Below are 16,644 nucleotides of genomic sequence, written 5' to 3' on the forward strand. Positions count from 1 at the left end.
TTCAAGCTCCAAAGTAGGCTGTGGTGACCGTTGTCGGGTCTCCATCCATTTTGATCTTGCCGTGCTCCAGCCACAGCACCCGATTACAGGTGTGCATGACCAGTTCGCGGGAGTGGCTGGCAATCACCAGAATGTTGGTCGACTTCACCAACTCGTTCATGCGGATCTCGGCTTTGTGCTTGAAGCCTTCGTCACCCACCGATAGCCATTCGTCCATCAACAGGATTTCCGGTTTGATCGTGGTCGAGACGGCGAAGGCCAGGCGCAGGTGCATGCCCGAGGAATAGGTGCGGATCGGCATGTCGACAAAGTCACCCAGTTCGGAAAACTCAATGATCTCGTCGAGCTTTTCGGTGATCTGTGCCTTGGTCATGCCCAGAATGCCGCCGCGCAGGTAGATGTTCTCCCGTCCGGTGGCTTCGGGATCCGTTCCCAGGGAAATGTCGATCAGGGAACCGATCTCTCCATCGATTCGAGCGGTGCCCGACGATGGCTCATAGACACTGCTGAGCAGGCGCAGCAGCGTACTCTTGCCAGCGCCGTTATGGCCAAGGAGCCCGACCCGGTCACCGTCACGCAAGGTGAAAGTCAGGTCTTCGAGTGCTCTGACGATGACGCGACCCTGTTGGTCCGCGCCCAATTGTCCACCGGTGGCAACCTGAATCAGGCGTTTCTTCAGGGAACGGCCGTTAGCGTTGTAGATCGGAAAATCCACACAAACATTTTTGAATTCGATCAGCGACATTAGGAGTTCTTCTTAGAGCCAGTAAGCGATGCGGCGCTTGTAACGGCCGTAGACCACGAGCGCAACGACCCAGCCGACAGCGGCCATGCCCAGGGAAACCCACCAGTTGGTGGCAGTTGGCAACTGACCGATCAGTGGCGAGCGGACGATCGATATGATGTGGTAGACCGGATTCAGGTCAAGCAGGTAAAGCCCGGCCCTTTGAGGCAGCAAGCTCGGCATCCACATGATCGGTGTGAGGTAGAACACTACTTGCAACAAGCTTCCGACAATCTGAGGCAGATCACGATAGCGTGCGCACAGGATGCCCAGCAGCAAGGCGATCCACGTCAGGTTCAGCAGTGCCAGCAGCAGGCCGGGAATGCTGATGAACGCTAGCCAGGTCAGAGGCTTGCTGACGGCAAGCAGTACCAGCGGGAAGATCACGATGTTGTGGCCCAGGATCAGGATATTGCGCCAGATCATGCGAAGAATGTGGGCGAACAAAGGGATCGGCAATTGCTTGATGATGCCTTCGGCGGCGATGAAGCCGGTACACCCCTCGGTGATGACCGAAGACATGAAGCTCCAGAAAATCATGCCGATGGCGAGAAACGGAAGGAACTCGTGCATGGGAGAGTTGAAGATCTGGCCGAACACTACCCCGATGGTTCCGATCATCACGCCCATGCTGATCGTCAGCCAGAATGGACCCAGTGCCGACCTTCTATAGCGCTGCCGGACGTCTTGCCAGCCTAGCATCCCTACCAGAGCGTATCGTTTTGTCGCGGCGACGATATCCGACAGCGCGATACTTACAGAACCATTGCGCATTAATAGCACCAGATTAGTGATCAAAAAAACACGCCATTTTAGGCCGGGGGCGGAGGAGTGTCACTCTTTCTGCATTATTTCTTTATGGTTCCTGAAGCATTGGGGCCGGAAGTGTTGTGGGGCTTCAAGTCCTTGAATTTCAGAAGGGAGACGTTTCAGGGATCACTGCGTTGCAGTTGCTCCGTTTGAACTGCAACAAGCAGGAATTGCAGACAGTCAATGCTCCTGGAATGTATACGGTTACGTGTTGAAAGCAGGTTGGGTATCGTCGTTCGGGGCTGCATTCTGTATGATCTGCAAGAATTTGCGGCTCTCCAGTGGAGCCCAATGGCGCGTTTGACACAACAGAGCCTGCTAAAGGCGCTCAAATGGAGTTTAGAGGATTCGCATGAAAGCTATCGTTACTGGCATTACTGGGCAAGACGGCGCCTACCTGGCGGAACTGCTGCTGGAAAAGGGTTATACGGTTTATGGCACCTACCGTCGGACCAGTTCTGTCAATTTCTGGCGTATCGAAGAACTCGGGATCCAAAATAATCCCAATCTGCACCTGGTCGAGTATGACCTGACCGACCTGTCGGCCAGCATTCGTCTGCTCCAGACCACCGAAGCCACCGAGGTCTACAACCTCGCGGCCCAGAGCTTCGTGGGCGTATCTTTCGATCAGCCTCTGACGACCGGCGACATCACCGGCATGGGTTGTGTGAATCTTCTGGAAGCAATCCGTATCGTCAATCCGAAGGTACGTTTCTACCAGGCTTCGACCTCCGAGATGTTCGGCAAGGTCCAGGCGATTCCTCAGATTGAGAGCACGCCGTTCTACCCACGCAGTCCTTATGGTGTTGCCAAGCTGTATGCGCACTGGATGACCATCAACTACCGCGAGTCCTACGGCATCTTCGCCACCAGCGGTATCCTGTTCAACCACGAATCGCCATTGCGCGGCCGTGAATTCGTGACCCGCAAGATCACCGACTCCGTGGCCAAGATCAAGCTGGGCCTGCTCGACAAGATGGAACTCGGCAACCTGGACGCCAAGCGCGACTGGGGTTTCGCCAAGGAATACGTCGAGGGCATGTGGCGCATGCTGCAGGCCGATGAGCCGGACACTTTCGTACTGGCGACCAACCGCACTGAAACCGTGCGTGATTTCGTCACCATGGCGTTCAAGGCTGCCGGGATCGACCTTTCCTGGAGCGGCGCTGCGGAAGACGAGCAGGGTACCGACAAGGCAACCGGCAAAGTGCTGGTCACCATCAATCCGAAGTTCTACCGCCCTACGGAAGTTGAACTGCTGATTGGTAACCCGGCCAAGGCCAAGGCGGCATTGGGTTGGGAACCGAAAACCACGCTGGAAGAGCTGTGCCGCATGATGGTCGAAGCTGACCTGCGCCGAAATGAAAAAGGATTTTCGTTCTGATGAGTATTGCCGGTAAACGCGCGCTGATTACAGGGGTTCAAGGTTTCACTGGTCGATACATGGCTGCCGAGCTTAAGGCTGGTGGCTATGAAGTGATAGGAATGGGAACGCAACCCTCGGACGAGCCTGGCTATTTTCAGGTGGATCTGGCCGATGGTCCTGCTCTGCGCAAGTTGCTGGCAACTATTCAACCTGATGTAGTAGTGCATCTTGCGGCGCTGGCCTTTGTCGGGCACGGTGCCGCAGATGCGTTCTACCGCGTCAATCTCATCGGTACCCGCCATTTGCTGGAGGCTGTTGAAGCCTGCGGCAAGGTGCCGGATTGCGTACTGCTCGCGAGCAGCGCCAATGTCTATGGCAATGCGTCGGCGGGATTGTTGAGTGAAACCACTTCACCAGCGCCTGCCAACGATTATGCGGTCAGCAAGCTCGCCATGGAGTACATGGCCAGTCTTTGGTTCAACCGGTTACCGATCGTGATTACGCGTCCGTTCAACTATACCGGCGTGGGTCAGGCCGACAGTTTCCTGTTGCCCAAGATCGTCACGCACTTTCGTCGGCGTGCCGACAAGATCGAGCTGGGCAATCTGGATGTTTCCCGTGACTTCAGCGATGTACGGGCAGTGGTCAAGGCGTATCGTGGCTTGATCGAGGCCAGACCATTGGGGCAAACCGTAAACGTCAGTTCCGGAAAGAGTCATACCCTTCGTGAAGTGATCGACATGTGTTCCGCATACACCGGCCACCAGTTGGAGGTCGAGGTGAATCCGGCATTTGTCCGAGCCAATGAAGTGAAAATCCTCTGTGGTGATAACACTCGTCTCTGCCAGTTGGTGGCAGGCTGGGATACCCCGGGATTGGATAAGACTCTGAGTTGGATGCTTTCGGCGGAATAAATGAAGCTAGTTCTCTCTGTTGAGCCGATCCGCTTTCCGCTGACCGGTATTGGTCGCTATACCTACGAACTTGCGCTGAGGCTTCAGCAAAGTCCCGAAATTACAGACCTGCAGTTTTTTGCCGGTCGACGTTTCTTGCCCGAATTGCCCACTGCTGCGAACGAATCCGGTAGTGGTTATGGTTTGAAGCGTGCGGTACAGAAGAATTTTCTGGCTGTAGAAGCCTATCGATTGTTGATGCCGATGCTGCGAAAGGCTGCGCTCAAGGGGCACAGCGACTTTCTGTATCACAGTCCCAATTATTATCTCCCTCCCTTTGCCGGGCGCAGTGTCGCCACGTTTCATGACCTTTCGCCCTTTACCTGGGCTCACTGTCATGCGCCACAACTGGTCCGCTACCTGCAGAAAGAGCTCAAGACCACACTGGTAAGAGCCGATGCGCTGATCACCGATTCGGAGTTTACCCGCCAGGAGCTGGCCAGCTATTTTTCATGGCCAATTGAGCGGATACATGCCGTGCCGCTGGCAAGTTCTCCAGAGTTTTACCCACGGTCGCATGACGAGCTCAGGGCTACGCTTGATCGGCATGGGTTGGAGCAAGGTGGTTATACGCTGTTTGTCGGTACGATCGAGCCGCGCAAGAACATCGAGACGCTCCTTGATGCTTATGAGCGACTGCCGCTGGCCTTGCGAGCGCGCTGGCCGCTGATTCTCACCGGCTACCAAGGATGGCGTAGCGATATGATTCATCGCAAGCTCGAGAGCGCGCGACGTGAAGGCTGGGCGCATTATCTCGGGTTTGTGCCGAGCGCAGATCTTCCGCTGCTTTTTGCCGGTGCTCGTCTGTTTGCCTTTCCTTCTCTTTACGAGGGGTTTGGTTTACCGGTGCTTGAGGCCATGAGTTCAGGGGTGCCGGTGGTGTGTTCCAACAGTTCTTCGCTTCCGGAAGTGGCGGGTGAGGCGGCGCTGATGTGCGCGCCGATGGATGTCGATGAACTGACCCGTCTGCTCGAACGAGGGCTGACCGATGATGCCTGGCGCGAGACTGCGGTCATCAAGGGGCATCAGCATGCGCAGGGCTTCTCGTGGGAGCGCTGCGCTGTGGAAACCTTGCAGGTCTACCAGAGGGTAATCAAAGGAACATGATCAAGGTCCTGCACGTTTTCAAAACCTATTACCCGGAAACCATGGGGGGTATCGAACAGGTTATTTTTCAGATTGCCCAAGGTGGTGCCAGCCATGGTTTCTCTTCGCAGGTTCTTTATCTCAGCGAGCGAGGCTCGGCGCGAAACGAAACAGTAGGCAATCACCTGACTCACCGCTCGAAACTTGATCTACATGTGGCCTCGACTGGCTTTTCGTTGTCCGCATTCAAGGATTTCTCCGAGCTGGCCAAAGAAGTGGATGTGGTGCACTACCACTTCCCTTGGCCCTATATGGATTTGCTTCATTTTGCCAGTCGACATGGTAAGCCTTCGGTGGTCAGCTATCACTCGGATATCGTCAAGCAAAAGACGCTGCTCAAACTATATGAGCCGTTGATGAGCCGGTTTCTGTCCAGCGTGGACTGCATCGTTGCCTCTTCACCGAACTACGCGCAAAGCAGCCCGGTACTGACCCGCTTTCGCGACAAAGTCGAAATCATCCCGTATGGGTTGGACGCGGCAACCTATCCAGCAGCAACATCGCAAAAACTTGCGGATTGGCGCGCCAGGGTTGGTGAGAAATTCTTTTTGTTTGTCGGTGCCCTGCGTTATTACAAGGGCCTCAACTATCTGCTTGAGGCGGCGAGGATTACCGGGTTGCCGGTCGTTCTTCTGGGAGGAGGGCACGAGGAGGTCGAGCTAAAGGAACAAGCTTCACGCCTCGGTCTGACCAATGTGCACTTTCTGGGCGGCTTAGGTGATGACGACAAGGCCGCGTTGCTGACGTTATGCCACGGATTTGTATTCCCGTCGCATCTACGCTCGGAGTCTTTTGGTATTTCGTTGCTTGAGGCGGCGATGTACGGAAAACCGCTTATTTCCTGTGAAATCGGTTCCGGTACTACGTTTATCAATATTGCAAATGAAACCGGCCTTGTAGTCCCGCCGCGCGATTCCATGGCGCTTGCCGGGGCAATGAATGCACTGTGGAACAATGATGAGTTGGCTCGTGAGATGGGGCAACGTGCTTTGTGTCGTTACAGGGATGTGTTTTCAGCTGATGAGATGGCCAAGGCCTATGCCGACTTGTACCGGAAGGTTTGCAAGGCAGTCTGATGACTGGTGAGTCGTCCCAACTTGCGGCGCGACGCGCTCTTGCTGACCAAAAAACGCCGATACTTCTTTCTGCACTTTCGGGCGGCTTCAGGTCCGCCTTTTGGTAGTAACTCTGCTTTGGTAGATAGCGATGACTATGAGTGCAACTCAAAACCAATCCGTAGGCTCTCCCGTTGCGCGTAATCAAACCAGCCATATCGGATACCGGCCCGATATTGATGGGCTTCGGGCTGTCGCTGTTTTGTCTGTATTGTTTTTCCACGCCTTCCCTGCACTTTTGCGTGGTGGTTTTGTAGGGGTGGACATATTCTTTGTCATCTCCGGTTATCTGATATCCAGGGTAATCAGCACGGCGCTGGAGCAGGGTACGTTCAGCGTTGCTGACTTTTATTCCCGGCGCATCAGGCGCATTTTCCCCGCGCTGTTTACTGTATTGGCCGTATGTTTGGCTTTCGGCTGGAACACGATGCTTGCCGATGACCTGGCGCTGCTGGCAAAGCATGTTCTTGGTGGTGCCACTTTTGTTTCAAACTTCATTTTGTGGGGAGAGGCCGATTATTTTGACAAGGCATCAGAGCTGAAGCCTCTGCTTCATTTGTGGTCACTGGGGATAGAAGAACAGTTCTATGTCATATGGCCGCTCTTGTTTTGGGCTGTTTGGCGTATACGAATTCCGCTGTTGCCAATTGTTGTCGTTATTGGGATCTTATCCTTTTTGCTGAACATCATTGGCGTGCATGAGCACGCAACCGCAACGTTCTATTCGCCGCTTACTCGAGGGTGGGAACTTGTCGTTGGTGCGATGTTGGCGTGCTTCGGATCGGGCCCGGGTTTGAGAGTTGACAGGTACGGCCGGTCGATGAAAAAAATTGCACAGGTATTTGATGGGCAGGTGGCACGAAATGTAATTTCAGTTATAGGTATGCTGTTCATTGTCTATGCAGTTTTTCGCATAAATAGCACATTACCTTTTCCCGGAAAATGGGCGCTTTTTCCAGTTATTGGTGCCGCACTCATTATTGTGGCTGGCCCTGGCGCCTGGTTGAATCGAGTCCTGCTGAGCAACCGGGTTATGACGTTTATCGGGCTGATCAGCTTTCCGCTTTATCTATGGCATTGGCCATTGCTGACGTTTGCCAGGAGTGCCTATCCAGAAGGTGTGCCCTGGCTGGTACGCTTAGGTCTTCTGGCGGGCAGTGCTTTTCTCGCGACTCTTACATACGTTTATATCGAACGTCCATTTCGTTCGGGCTCCAGGAAGCGGTTCAGCGTCCTCGCTCTATGTGCATTGATGTGCGTGGTGGGTGTATTGGCAGGCATCGTTTTCAGATCTGGCGGCTTTCCTTCCCGGTACCCGCAGATTATCCAGCGTGCGACCGAATATGATCTCGACGGCTACCGTGCGGGCCTGCGTAATCTCGTCTGTTTCATGGATGTCGGGCAAGAAGCGACCCAGTACGCTCCTGAATGTGTAGACAAGGGCGACAAGCCTTTGTGGGTGTTGTGGGGAGATTCCGATGCCGCCGCCATATATTCGGGGTTGCGTGGGCTTGCGGACCGCTCCGGGCAATTCCGGCTGGCGCAATTCACATCGTCGTCATGCCCGCCGATAGTCGGATTCCAGGGAAAGAATCCTGCCTGCAAATCAAACAATCAGTGGACCATCGATAAGGTTCGCGAGCTGGTGCCTGATACTGTAATTCTTGCCGGTATGTGGCCACGATATGACAAGGCGCTTTTGTCAGCGACCGTCAAACAAATTCAGGATGCAGGGACTCGCAGAGTGATTCTCCTGGGGCCTACGCCTGCCTGGAAAGACACGCCTTCTCGTATTGCATTCAACTTGTGGAGTCGTGATCCTTTGCATCGTATTCCGCCAGAGCGGTTGGACTACGAGAAGTATGGAATGGGTCAGGAGCAGGAGGTGAATGGTGAGCTAGACACTGGAACCGACGCAGCGGAAAGGGATTTGAGAATACTGGCGGAGGAGTCAGGCGCCCTTTACATTTCGGTGGCTCAGAAAATGTGTAATGAGGAGGGTTGCCTCATGAGAGAGACAGCATCGAGTGGTGACGCTTTTTATCTCGACATCGTTCACTTGACCCGTCACGGCTCGGATTTCGTCGCGCGAGCGATCGCTCGAGAGTTGGGGGTTACAGATCGTTGACCGATCATTGGCGCATTGTTGAAGCCCGCCAAGGACTTTGATCTTTTTTCACCGGCTCACAGGACATACTTCCATGCCCAGTGAGCCGGTGTCTCGCGGGGTTTACTGTTGCCTCTTTATATGAATGCCTTCGAGTCGGGCAGACAGTCCAAAGTAGGTATCGTTGGTCGGCGAGTCGAACTCCAGGTTGTTTCCGCCGTTTTTTAGTACGCCATCATCGATCTGTGCTTCGAATTCTCCGTTTTCACTCCATTGGATAGGTAAGATCTTGCCATTGAGTTTGATGACCATATTGCTTTGAGCGTTCGGTTCCGCGAATAGAGTAAACCGGCCTTTGAGTTCGTAAACCACGTTGCTTCCAGGTTTGAATTCGAAAGCAAGGTTGGCGTGCTTATCAATTTTCCAGGCCGATGGATGGTGATAAAAACTGCCTATATCCCACTCGGCTTCTCGCCAGCCAGTACCGTGAGTAGGCAGCTCCATGCTCCACCATTTGCCAAATGTCCAGTCGAATTTATCGTTCACAACAGCGTCTTCAAAGCGAACGAAGCGTGTCTGTGAGTTGCGTGCACTTTCAATGGCATCTCGACGCTCCACTACAACGCCTTGACTCTTTGGCATTGTACGACCGCTCTGAGTGTCTTCGCTCTCTTTGCCAATCTCCACTGTGACTATTGAGGTTTTGGGGATTATAAGACTTGCGGGTTGCTCCGATGCAGGAAAGCCCGGCCCGCTGACCGGGGTCGGGTATTCGAACGTCCAGTTCTCAGCATTCTCTACGCACCGACCTTTACGACCCAGCGAATCCGAGTGCTGCCAATACTTGCTGGGCATATGGCAAACCTGGATGTCTGATATCGGTTTGTTATACAAGAAGGACAAAGAACCGGTCAGGCCTTCATTGATGAACATCCATATGTAGTTCAGCTGATTCCCATGGTCGAGAATCAACAGGGTCTTGTTCTCGATATTGCCATCAAATTTTTCGGTGATCTCGTTGAGTACCGTCGCCTGCTTGCGAGAGATTTCAATGTAGTGGTGGAATTGATAAAGCTGGAATGAAACTCCGATAATGAAAAAGAAGCCAAAAACTATATTGGTTATCGGTTTGGAGAAGCGGTATCCGGTACTGATGAATGCCAATAGCAGAAGTGCTGCGCCAGGTGTTGCAAATAAAAATGTTCTTTGACTAATCAAGAGGTGACTAGGGGAAATCAGAAATGGAAAGTATCCAAAGAGAATGAGTGTCAAGCCTGCAATGGCGAGCCTGCAATTAAAGCGGGTGCTCTGCTTGAGGTCGGCTTTTTTTGGTTTGCTGTCAAGTCTAAGTATTGCCGCAATAATAAAAAAGAAAATAATGCTTGCGGCGATTACATATCCGTAGCTGGAGAATTCCTGTTTGGTAATTCGCATGGCATCGAACCAGCCGCCAAGGGTGCTGCGCAACAGTCCGATGCTAAAGAGTTTTGTGTAGGTGATTTTCAGAGATGCCAGCAGATTAGGCCCGACAACACTTGTTTGATAGCTGCTCACAAGTGGTGCGGTGTGGAGGGCATAAGCGACGTAAATAATGGTTCCGGCAACCCAGATTGCGTGCTCCAGCAGTTTCTGTTTGATTTGAATCAGTGCCGATAGCATGCCGTCACGGATAAACAAGAACAGTGCTGGGATGCAGGCGAGCAGCAGTGAGGCCTCATACATGAAACAGGCAGAGGAGAGTAGAGCGCTCGCGACTATGCTTAGCATAAGCGCATGGGACTTTCGGTTAAGTGACAGTGCATGCAGGAAAACAGCACTGCCCAATAGCGTGATGCTAAGCGCCCAGTTGATATGCAGGCTTCTGAAGGAGAGCTGCATGGTGTCCGCTGGATAAATGATGACCAGTGCACATGCAATAATTCCTAGTTTTGAACTGCTCGTCAGTTTCTCGATGATGTAGCTAACGGAAGAACCCTTTATCAGCAATGCAAGAATTAATAGAACATGCCAAAAAAAGAACGAGTTGTTGTCAAGCCAGAAAGCGACGGCCTGTGGAAGGATCGTCAACGGTCTTAATGCGTGTAAAGGCAGTGGGCTGGAGGTATCGGAGATGAAGAATATCCCGTGTTTGACGAAAAGTCCTAAAATTCCCCATTCTTCGATCAGCCCGGTCAGGGCGAAACCAAACGGCAGCCAAAGTATGAAGATGATAGCGGTTGCGGGAACAATATGTGCGAGCCAGCGCTTTACCGCCACAGGAGTGGCATCTGGCTCTAAACTTTCGTCCGGAAGAGTGTTGGATGGGGGGGTGGATGACCTGATGCTCATTTATCTTTCCATGGCTTTGTAAATTCTGCTGCCTGATAGGCTTCTGGCCTGACGGGCGACGTGCGATATTTGTCATTTTGCAAGCTGGATCAGTCGCAGTATGACGTGTGTATAACGTTACTATCGCGCTTTCATCTGATTTGCCTGGTGATGTTTACCCAGTCCAGTTCGGCGGCAACGCCGCCATTACTGGCGTCCACATCTGAAATGAATTCGATGGAGTTTCGACCTGACTTGAGTGTGTCGGCCGGCACGTTTCCACTGAATCTGCTTTCCTGAATCCACCGTAGCGGAATATGGATCCCGTTGACTTTTACCTGCATCTTGTCGCGGATCTGTTTATTGGCGAAGTTTTTGAAAAATCCATTGATCTCATAAGGGGCAGATGCAGGTATCAAATCGAAAACCAGAGATGACTGCGGTGCGTTTTTCCACGCCGAAGCTGTATGAACAAAGCGCCTTGTTTGCCATTGCGTGTTCCTCCAGCCAGACCCGGCGGTTGGCGGAGTCATGCTCCACCACCTGCCAAAGTCCCAGTAATACTCATCAGGGGGCGGTTGGCGGAAATGGATGAATTGAAACCAAGGGCGCGATTCAGTAATGCCTCGCAGTCGGGCACCTGCCGGAGATGACTCGGATTCCAGCTCCTTGCGCCATGCATCCAATTCGACATTGGCAGCACGCGTTTCGCCCCTTCCAACTTCGACAGTCACAACGTCCGCATTGGAAAGTTTCTTGCTCGGTGGTGGAGGAGTGTCGAACGGGACAGGATAGTCGAGGGTCCACCCTTCTCCGGTTTTCTCGCATTTACCTTTGCGCTGTAACGGGTCGGTTTGTTGCCACTCGTGGCTAGGCATGTAACACACTTCAATGGTGTCCACCGGCTTTTCGTATATATGGAAAAGGATGGCGCTCAGGTCTGGGTTCAAAAACATCCAGTCATGATTGAGTTGATTGAAGTAGTCAAGGATCAGCAGCGTTTTACCGACTGCATTTCCGTCAAAGTTATGGGCGATGTCTTTGAGAATCGACTGTTGCCTTTTGGAAATTTCAATGTAGTGCTGGAACTGAAACAGCTGTGCTGATAGTCCAGTGAAAATCAACAATGCAGACAGCGCCGTTGTGGCTTTTTTCGAATATTGGTAAACGCTCAGAAGCAGCGCGATAAATATCATCGTTGCTCCGGGAGCTGCATATAGAAAAGTTCTCTGGCTGACCGCCATGTGCGCAGGATTGAAAATGAACGGCAGATAGCCCAGGCAAATCAGGACGAGCCCGATTGCGATCATGCGCATAGGTAACGTCCAGCGTGAGTTCGAACCTGCACCGACCCTGAGTGGCGCTTTTGATTTCCAGGCGACAAATGCGATCAACGCGAGCAGTAGCGCGGTAGTGACGGTTACATAAAAATAACTGTCGATTTCAGAGCCGGTAATTCTGAATGCATCGATCCAGCCGCCAAAAATGCTTCGTTTTATACCCAAACTGAACAGTTTTGGGAAAAACATTTTTACAGAGGCAAGTGCACTATCGCCCACCACCGCGCTTTGATAACTGTGTACCAGCGGTAGCGTGTGTATTACATAGGCGATATACGCGGCCGGGCCGATCGCCCAGATCAGGTGTTGACAGTAGAATCGCTTGATATGCGCGGCAACACCTTTTACGCCGACTTGTATGAAGACCACAAATGCTGGAATAGCCGCCAGCAGTAACGATACTTCGTACATTGCACAGCTGGTAGCGAGTATCAGGCTTGCAAAGGCGCTGAGGATTAAGGACCTGACTCTGATTCTTTCGTCGATTGCCCGTATCTGCAGAACGCTGGCCAACAAGACAAGGCTGAGGGCCCAGTTGATGTGGATGGATCTGAACGACAGTTGCATGGTGTCAGCGGGGAAAACGATGATCAGCACGCTCGCCAGCATTCCCCATCTGATTGCGCCTGTGATACGGGTGGTGATGACACTGACAGCCCATCCCTTGATCACCAGAGCAATGATCAGTAAGACATGCCAATAGTTGAATGAGTTGGGGTCAAGGCTGTATGCAATTGCATGAGGAAGAATAGTGAGCGGTCGAAGGGCATGCGCCGGCATTGCACTGGCAGCATCTGTTAAAAAAAACACTCCGACTCTGCTGAATAATCCAATAACTCCCCATTCTTCGAGCAATCCGGTCGAGACGAAGCCAAACGGAAGCCAGATGAAAAATACGGTAAGCAGTGCTGGGCCCAGATGGGCGAGCCAGATCAGTTTTTTTTCATGAAGTGTTGCTGGCGACAAAGTTGGCGCCTGATTAAAAATTGCTGCCATGAGGTGCCCGTTGATCCTGTTATGATTTTGTTTTATGTGTGACCTTCAGGACAAATTTATTTAATAGATAGCTGCATGGCAGCAGAAGCAAAATCACTAGTATCGGAGCGATCGCTTTGTGTAACTGAAGGTGTTCGACCAAGAGGCTGAGGATTAAAGCGCCGAGCAGATACTGCAGCAGGTAAATGCTCGGATAGATCGCCATGCCAATCCATGACTGCTGAACCTTGAAGACAACTTTTGAGTTGAAGAAATAGGCAAAAACAATCCCGGCCGCATAGGCGATCGCATAAGCAGCCTGGTAGGCGATCCAATAACTCAGCATCAAGTACAGGCAGTAGGTCAGGCCGGTATTGAGCCCACCGCCGATCAGAAACTGAATCCAGCGACGAACCTGAGTATTGTCTTTAAGTGCTATCACAATGGTGATTTTTTCGAGGTGAGTTTGACGAAGTCCGAATAGTCTCGAATGTAGTCGTCAGCTTCGTAATAATCGGAAGTGAATACCAACAGCACAGCGTCTTCAGAGTATTTGTACTGGATACCCCAGGTCAGAGGCGGAAGGTAAATACCTTTATTTGGCGCATCCAGAGTGACTTCTGCCCGATTGGTACCATCATCGACCACCACCGCACAGCTGCCTTTTACACAAATCAGGAACTGGTGGCATTTGTGATGGGCATGCTCACCACGAGTCTTCTGGCTTGGAACGTTGAATACCAGGAAGTAGCGTTTTGGTGTGAAGGGGATTTCCTTGTGGAACTCGCCGACCGACAAGTCGCCACGCATGTCGGCGATGTATTTGAAACGGTGGGTGGTGACATCGCCCACGCCGATTCGAACCACCGCGTCCGCCTGCTCGTCGGGCTTCGCCGCGGGGCTTTTGGCGGCATCGCTGAAGGCGGAGTTTTCGACGTAGCCGGTGATCCGGGCAGGGGAGCCTGTGACGATGGCATAAGGTGGTACGGATTTGGTGACCACGGCGCCGGCGCCGACCATCGCACCCGTGCCGATGGTGATGCCTGGCAGGATGACTGCGCCGCCGCCGATGGAGGCGCCGTCCTGGATCACCGTCTGCGAAAACGACTCCGGATAGACCTTCGAGCGTGGGAACTTGTCGTTGGTGAACGTGGCGTTCGGGCCGATGAATACATCGGAGCCGATCCGCAGGCCGTCCCAGACATAAACCCCGGATTTGATGGTCGTACGATCGCCGATCACTACGTCGTTTTCGATCAGCGAGTGTGAGCAGACATTGACGTCTTCACCAATCACCGCATCCTGGAAGACCACCACGTACTGCCAGATGCGCGTGTTCTTGCCGATGTTCTTGCTTTTGACATCGGCGCTGGCGTGGATGAACGGCTCACTCATTTGGGATTTCCTTGTTGTCGAGTTTCATGCAGACAATGGCCAGCGGTCGCTGCTTGCTGTTTTCGTAGGCCCGCCAGGCATAAGTTCCCACGAGGCCGACCCCGAGCAGATTCAATGTCCCCAGCAGCAGCACCACCAGCATGGTTGCGGCGTAACCCGGTACCTCAATGGCTCCCGACAGTCGCGCGATGATGACCATTACGCCAATGAACAGAGAGATGAGCGAGCCCATCGCGCCCATTCGGGTCAGCAGTCTGATCGGGTAGTCGGTGAAGGCGAACACACTGTCCATCATGTATTCGAGCTTTTTCTTGAAGGTCCATGCCGATTTGCCTTCGAGGCGGGTCTGACGCTCGTACTCGATGAACTTGCGACGGAAGCCCAGCCAGAAGATCAGTGCGATGAGCGACGAGCGGGACTCGTTCAGCTGTAGCAGTTGTTCACGGAACGCCTTGTTGCAACCGAAAATATCCACGCCGCCCTTGGGCATGTCATGCACGACCAGTCGGCGATACAGACCCCAGAAGATCGAGGAGGCCATGCGGCTGGAAAGCGGATCCTGACGGGCATTGCGGGTGCCGATGGCGACGTCGCATTCGTCATTGGAAAGCGATTTGAAGAAGCTGATCAAAAGCTCTGGCGGCTCCTGAAGGTCTGCTGCCATCACGCCGAAATACTCGCCCCTGGCAGCCATCAGGCCGGTGCGAATAGCTGGGAACGAGCCGAAATTGCGCGAATGCGCCAACAATTGCGCGGAAAAGCGCATGGTGCTCAGTGCATTCTTGAGCAGGGCAAACGAATCGTCGGGACTGCCGTCCACCACAAACACCACCTCGAGCTGATTCTCGAGGGCGTCGTTCATGTCTGTCAGGGCCTGGATCAGCCGGGGTATCGAGTCAGCGTTCTTGTAGACCGGGACGATAACGGAATATCTCATGCCACCCATCCGTTGACGGCGGTGATCACAGTGCTGACTTCTTCGTCGGTCATTTCCGGGTAGCAAGGCAGGGTCAGGATCAGCGAGGCCAGTTGTTCGGTGTTGGCCAGGCTGTAGTCGGCGAACTGCTCGCCAAAGACTGGTTGCTTGTAGTCCGGGATCGGGTAGTGAACGTCGGACGCAATCTGTGCTTCGCGCAAGTGCACTTGCAGCGCATCGCGCTTCGCCGACTTGATCACGTAGAGGTGGGCGACCGAGGCGGTGCCTTGATCTTCAGCGTGATTCACATCCGCGTGGCGGATTTCGTTTCTGTAGCGCGCGGCGATTTCGCGACGGCGTGCGTTGCTCTCGTCGAGGTGCGGTAGAAACTCGGACAGGATCGCGGCCTGCATTTCATCCAGGCGACTGTTGCGGGCGCCGTCCAGCTCGACGCAGTATTTCGAGGACCATCCGTATTGGCGCAGTTGCGCTACGCGCTGGGCAATGGCATCGGAGTTGGTCACAACGGCACCGCCGTCACCCAGCGCACCAAGGTTTTTGGTCGGGTAGAAACTGAAGCTCGCCGCGTCACCGAAAGTGCCGACACGTTGCCCGTTACGCTCGGCGCCATGGGCCTGAGCGCAATCCTCGAGCAACGGGATCTGGCGAGCACTGCAGTATTCGGCGATGGCCTTGATCTGTGGGGCTGCCAGACCATACAAGTGTGTGACGACTACGGCTTTGGCGCCGGCTTCAATCGCCTGCTTGACCCCCTCGAGGGTTACCACGTGAGTCTGCAGATCGACGTCCATGAAAATCGGTGTAGCGCCGATGGCCAGTACCGAAGTGGTGGTGTACATCCCGGCATTGGCCACGGTTGCGACCTGATCGCCTTTGCCGACGCCCAGCGCTTTGAGGGCCAGCTCGATGGCATCGGTGCCGTTGGCAACCGTGATGCAATGACCGGCATTCAAATATTGAGCAAAGCCTGTTTCAAAGCGTTTGACTTCCGGCCCCAAAATTACCCAGCCGCTGGCAATCACGCGTTGCACCGAAGAACTGATTTGCGATTGAAATTTTTCTATCTTCGCTGCAAGGTTATTGATCTGCTGCATGGGGCTCTCCATTTCGAAGCAAAAGACGTGCGATATCTGTTTTTTGGCGGGGTTCGCCGAAAGATTTATAGGGCGAGCACGCAGGTGACCAATGAGGATATGCGCTCGTACCACTTTCCGGACGGATTCTATCCGCACCCTGAGCCCGCTCCAACCTGCGAAGCGCATTTAGACGATTTGTTTGTCTTGAGGACGTGAAAGCTCTTTCGAGGCAGGAAGTGGAGGCTCAATGATTTTCAGCTGGCGAGCTGTATTGGGTAGTGAATCGCAAAATCTCGAAATGAGTGGGCGTTTCAACTTCAAGTAACTCGATGT

At 53.3% G+C, this 16,644-nt stretch carries 13 protein-coding genes; 5 read left to right on the forward strand and 8 right to left on the reverse strand.

Going from position 1 to position 16,644, the window contains the following annotated elements:
• Position 1 precedes the first annotated feature (1 nt).
• A complete protein-coding gene (locus VLA07_RS08420; RefSeq protein WP_085730537.1) occupies positions 2-745 on the reverse strand; it encodes an ABC transporter ATP-binding protein in 744 nt (247 codons plus the stop codon).
• Between the two features lie 12 nt (positions 746-757).
• Positions 758-1,582, reverse strand: coding sequence for an ABC transporter permease (locus VLA07_RS08425; RefSeq protein ID WP_333989014.1), 825 nt, complete (start codon positions 1,580-1,582; stop codon positions 758-760).
• 364 nt (positions 1,583-1,946) lie between these two features.
• Here VLA07_RS08425 and gmd point away from each other — a divergent pair, with 364 nt between their 5' ends.
• The 5 genes from gmd (at position 1,947) to VLA07_RS08450 (ending at position 8,302) form a co-directional block, all read left to right on the forward strand.
• Positions 1,947-2,978, forward strand: coding sequence for a GDP-mannose 4,6-dehydratase (gmd, locus tag VLA07_RS08430; protein ID WP_330206508.1), 1,032 nt, complete (start codon positions 1,947-1,949; stop codon positions 2,976-2,978).
• Complete coding sequence (locus tag VLA07_RS08435; RefSeq protein WP_247268194.1) at positions 2,978-3,874, forward strand: GDP-mannose 4,6-dehydratase; 897 nt, start codon at positions 2,978-2,980, stop codon at positions 3,872-3,874. Before gmd ends, VLA07_RS08435 begins: the two co-directional genes overlap by 1 nt.
• Positions 3,875-5,020, forward strand: a complete 1,146-nt coding sequence (locus tag VLA07_RS08440; RefSeq protein WP_247268195.1) for a glycosyltransferase family 4 protein — start codon at positions 3,875-3,877, stop codon at positions 5,018-5,020.
• Positions 5,017-6,135: a glycosyltransferase family 4 protein gene (locus VLA07_RS08445; RefSeq protein ID WP_274621168.1), complete on the forward strand. Its 1,119-nt coding sequence runs from the start codon at positions 5,017-5,019 to the stop codon at positions 6,133-6,135. Before VLA07_RS08440 ends, VLA07_RS08445 begins: the two co-directional genes overlap by 4 nt.
• A 136-nt stretch (positions 6,136-6,271) precedes the next feature.
• Positions 6,272-8,302 carry an acyltransferase family protein gene (locus VLA07_RS08450; protein WP_333989015.1) on the forward strand — a complete coding sequence of 677 codons (2,031 nt, stop codon included), beginning with the start codon at positions 6,272-6,274 and terminating at the stop codon, positions 8,300-8,302.
• Positions 8,303-8,404: 102 nt separating this feature from the next.
• Here VLA07_RS08450 and VLA07_RS08455 read toward each other — a convergent pair whose 3' ends face one another.
• From VLA07_RS08455 to VLA07_RS08480, 6 genes are all read right to left on the reverse strand, one after another.
• Positions 8,405-10,609 carry a hypothetical protein gene (locus VLA07_RS08455; RefSeq protein ID WP_333989016.1) on the reverse strand — a complete coding sequence of 735 codons (2,205 nt, stop codon included), beginning with the start codon at positions 10,607-10,609 and terminating at the stop codon, positions 8,405-8,407.
• 131 nt (positions 10,610-10,740) lie between these two features.
• On the reverse strand, positions 10,741-12,924 hold the full coding sequence (locus VLA07_RS08460) for a hypothetical protein (RefSeq protein ID WP_333989017.1): 2,184 nt from the start codon (positions 12,922-12,924) through the stop codon (positions 10,741-10,743).
• Positions 12,925-12,943: 19 nt separating this feature from the next.
• Positions 12,944-13,345, reverse strand: coding sequence for a GtrA family protein (locus VLA07_RS08465; protein ID WP_247268199.1), 402 nt, complete (start codon positions 13,343-13,345; stop codon positions 12,944-12,946).
• Positions 13,342-14,298, reverse strand: a complete 957-nt coding sequence (locus VLA07_RS08470) for a WxcM-like domain-containing protein (RefSeq protein ID WP_274621169.1) — start codon at positions 14,296-14,298, stop codon at positions 13,342-13,344. The genes VLA07_RS08465 and VLA07_RS08470 overlap by 4 nt, the downstream gene beginning before the upstream one ends.
• Positions 14,291-15,235: a glycosyltransferase family 2 protein gene (locus VLA07_RS08475; protein ID WP_247268200.1), complete on the reverse strand. Its 945-nt coding sequence runs from the start codon at positions 15,233-15,235 to the stop codon at positions 14,291-14,293. The genes VLA07_RS08470 and VLA07_RS08475 overlap by 8 nt, the downstream gene beginning before the upstream one ends.
• Entirely contained in the window at positions 15,232-16,329 is a 1,098-nt protein-coding gene (locus VLA07_RS08480) for a DegT/DnrJ/EryC1/StrS family aminotransferase (RefSeq protein ID WP_333989018.1), read from the reverse strand. The genes VLA07_RS08475 and VLA07_RS08480 overlap by 4 nt, the downstream gene beginning before the upstream one ends.
• Between the last annotated feature and the right edge of the window lie 315 nt (positions 16,330-16,644).

Origin of the sequence: Pseudomonas sp. S3(2024), from assembly GCF_036861315.1 — a bacterium.
In the GTDB taxonomy this organism is placed as follows: Bacteria; Pseudomonadota; Gammaproteobacteria; order Pseudomonadales; family Pseudomonadaceae; genus Aquipseudomonas; species Aquipseudomonas putida_A.

What these genes read in the sequence shown, in the direction of transcription:
- VLA07_RS08420 (WP_085730537.1), bottom strand. Translation starts at nt 745, where the DNA reads ATGTCGCTGATCGAATTCAAAAATGTTTGTGTGGATTTTCCGATCTAC.
- gmd (WP_330206508.1), top strand. Translation starts at nt 1,947, where the DNA reads ATGAAAGCTATCGTTACTGGCATTACTGGGCAAGACGGCGCCTACCTG.
- VLA07_RS08435 (WP_247268194.1), top strand. Translation starts at nt 2,978, where the DNA reads ATGAGTATTGCCGGTAAACGCGCGCTGATTACAGGGGTTCAAGGTTTC.
- VLA07_RS08440 (WP_247268195.1), top strand. Translation starts at nt 3,875, where the DNA reads ATGAAGCTAGTTCTCTCTGTTGAGCCGATCCGCTTTCCGCTGACCGGT.
- VLA07_RS08445 (WP_274621168.1), top strand. Translation starts at nt 5,017, where the DNA reads ATGATCAAGGTCCTGCACGTTTTCAAAACCTATTACCCGGAAACCATG.
- VLA07_RS08450 (WP_333989015.1), top strand. Translation starts at nt 6,272, where the DNA reads ATGAGTGCAACTCAAAACCAATCCGTAGGCTCTCCCGTTGCGCGTAAT.
- VLA07_RS08455 (WP_333989016.1), bottom strand. Translation starts at nt 10,609, where the DNA reads ATGAGCATCAGGTCATCCACCCCCCCATCCAACACTCTTCCGGACGAA.
- VLA07_RS08460 (WP_333989017.1), bottom strand. Translation starts at nt 12,924, where the DNA reads ATGGCAGCAATTTTTAATCAGGCGCCAACTTTGTCGCCAGCAACACTT.
- VLA07_RS08470 (WP_274621169.1), bottom strand. Translation starts at nt 14,298, where the DNA reads ATGAGTGAGCCGTTCATCCACGCCAGCGCCGATGTCAAAAGCAAGAAC.
- VLA07_RS08475 (WP_247268200.1), bottom strand. Translation starts at nt 15,235, where the DNA reads ATGAGATATTCCGTTATCGTCCCGGTCTACAAGAACGCTGACTCGATA.
- VLA07_RS08480 (WP_333989018.1), bottom strand. Translation starts at nt 16,329, where the DNA reads ATGCAGCAGATCAATAACCTTGCAGCGAAGATAGAAAAATTTCAATCG.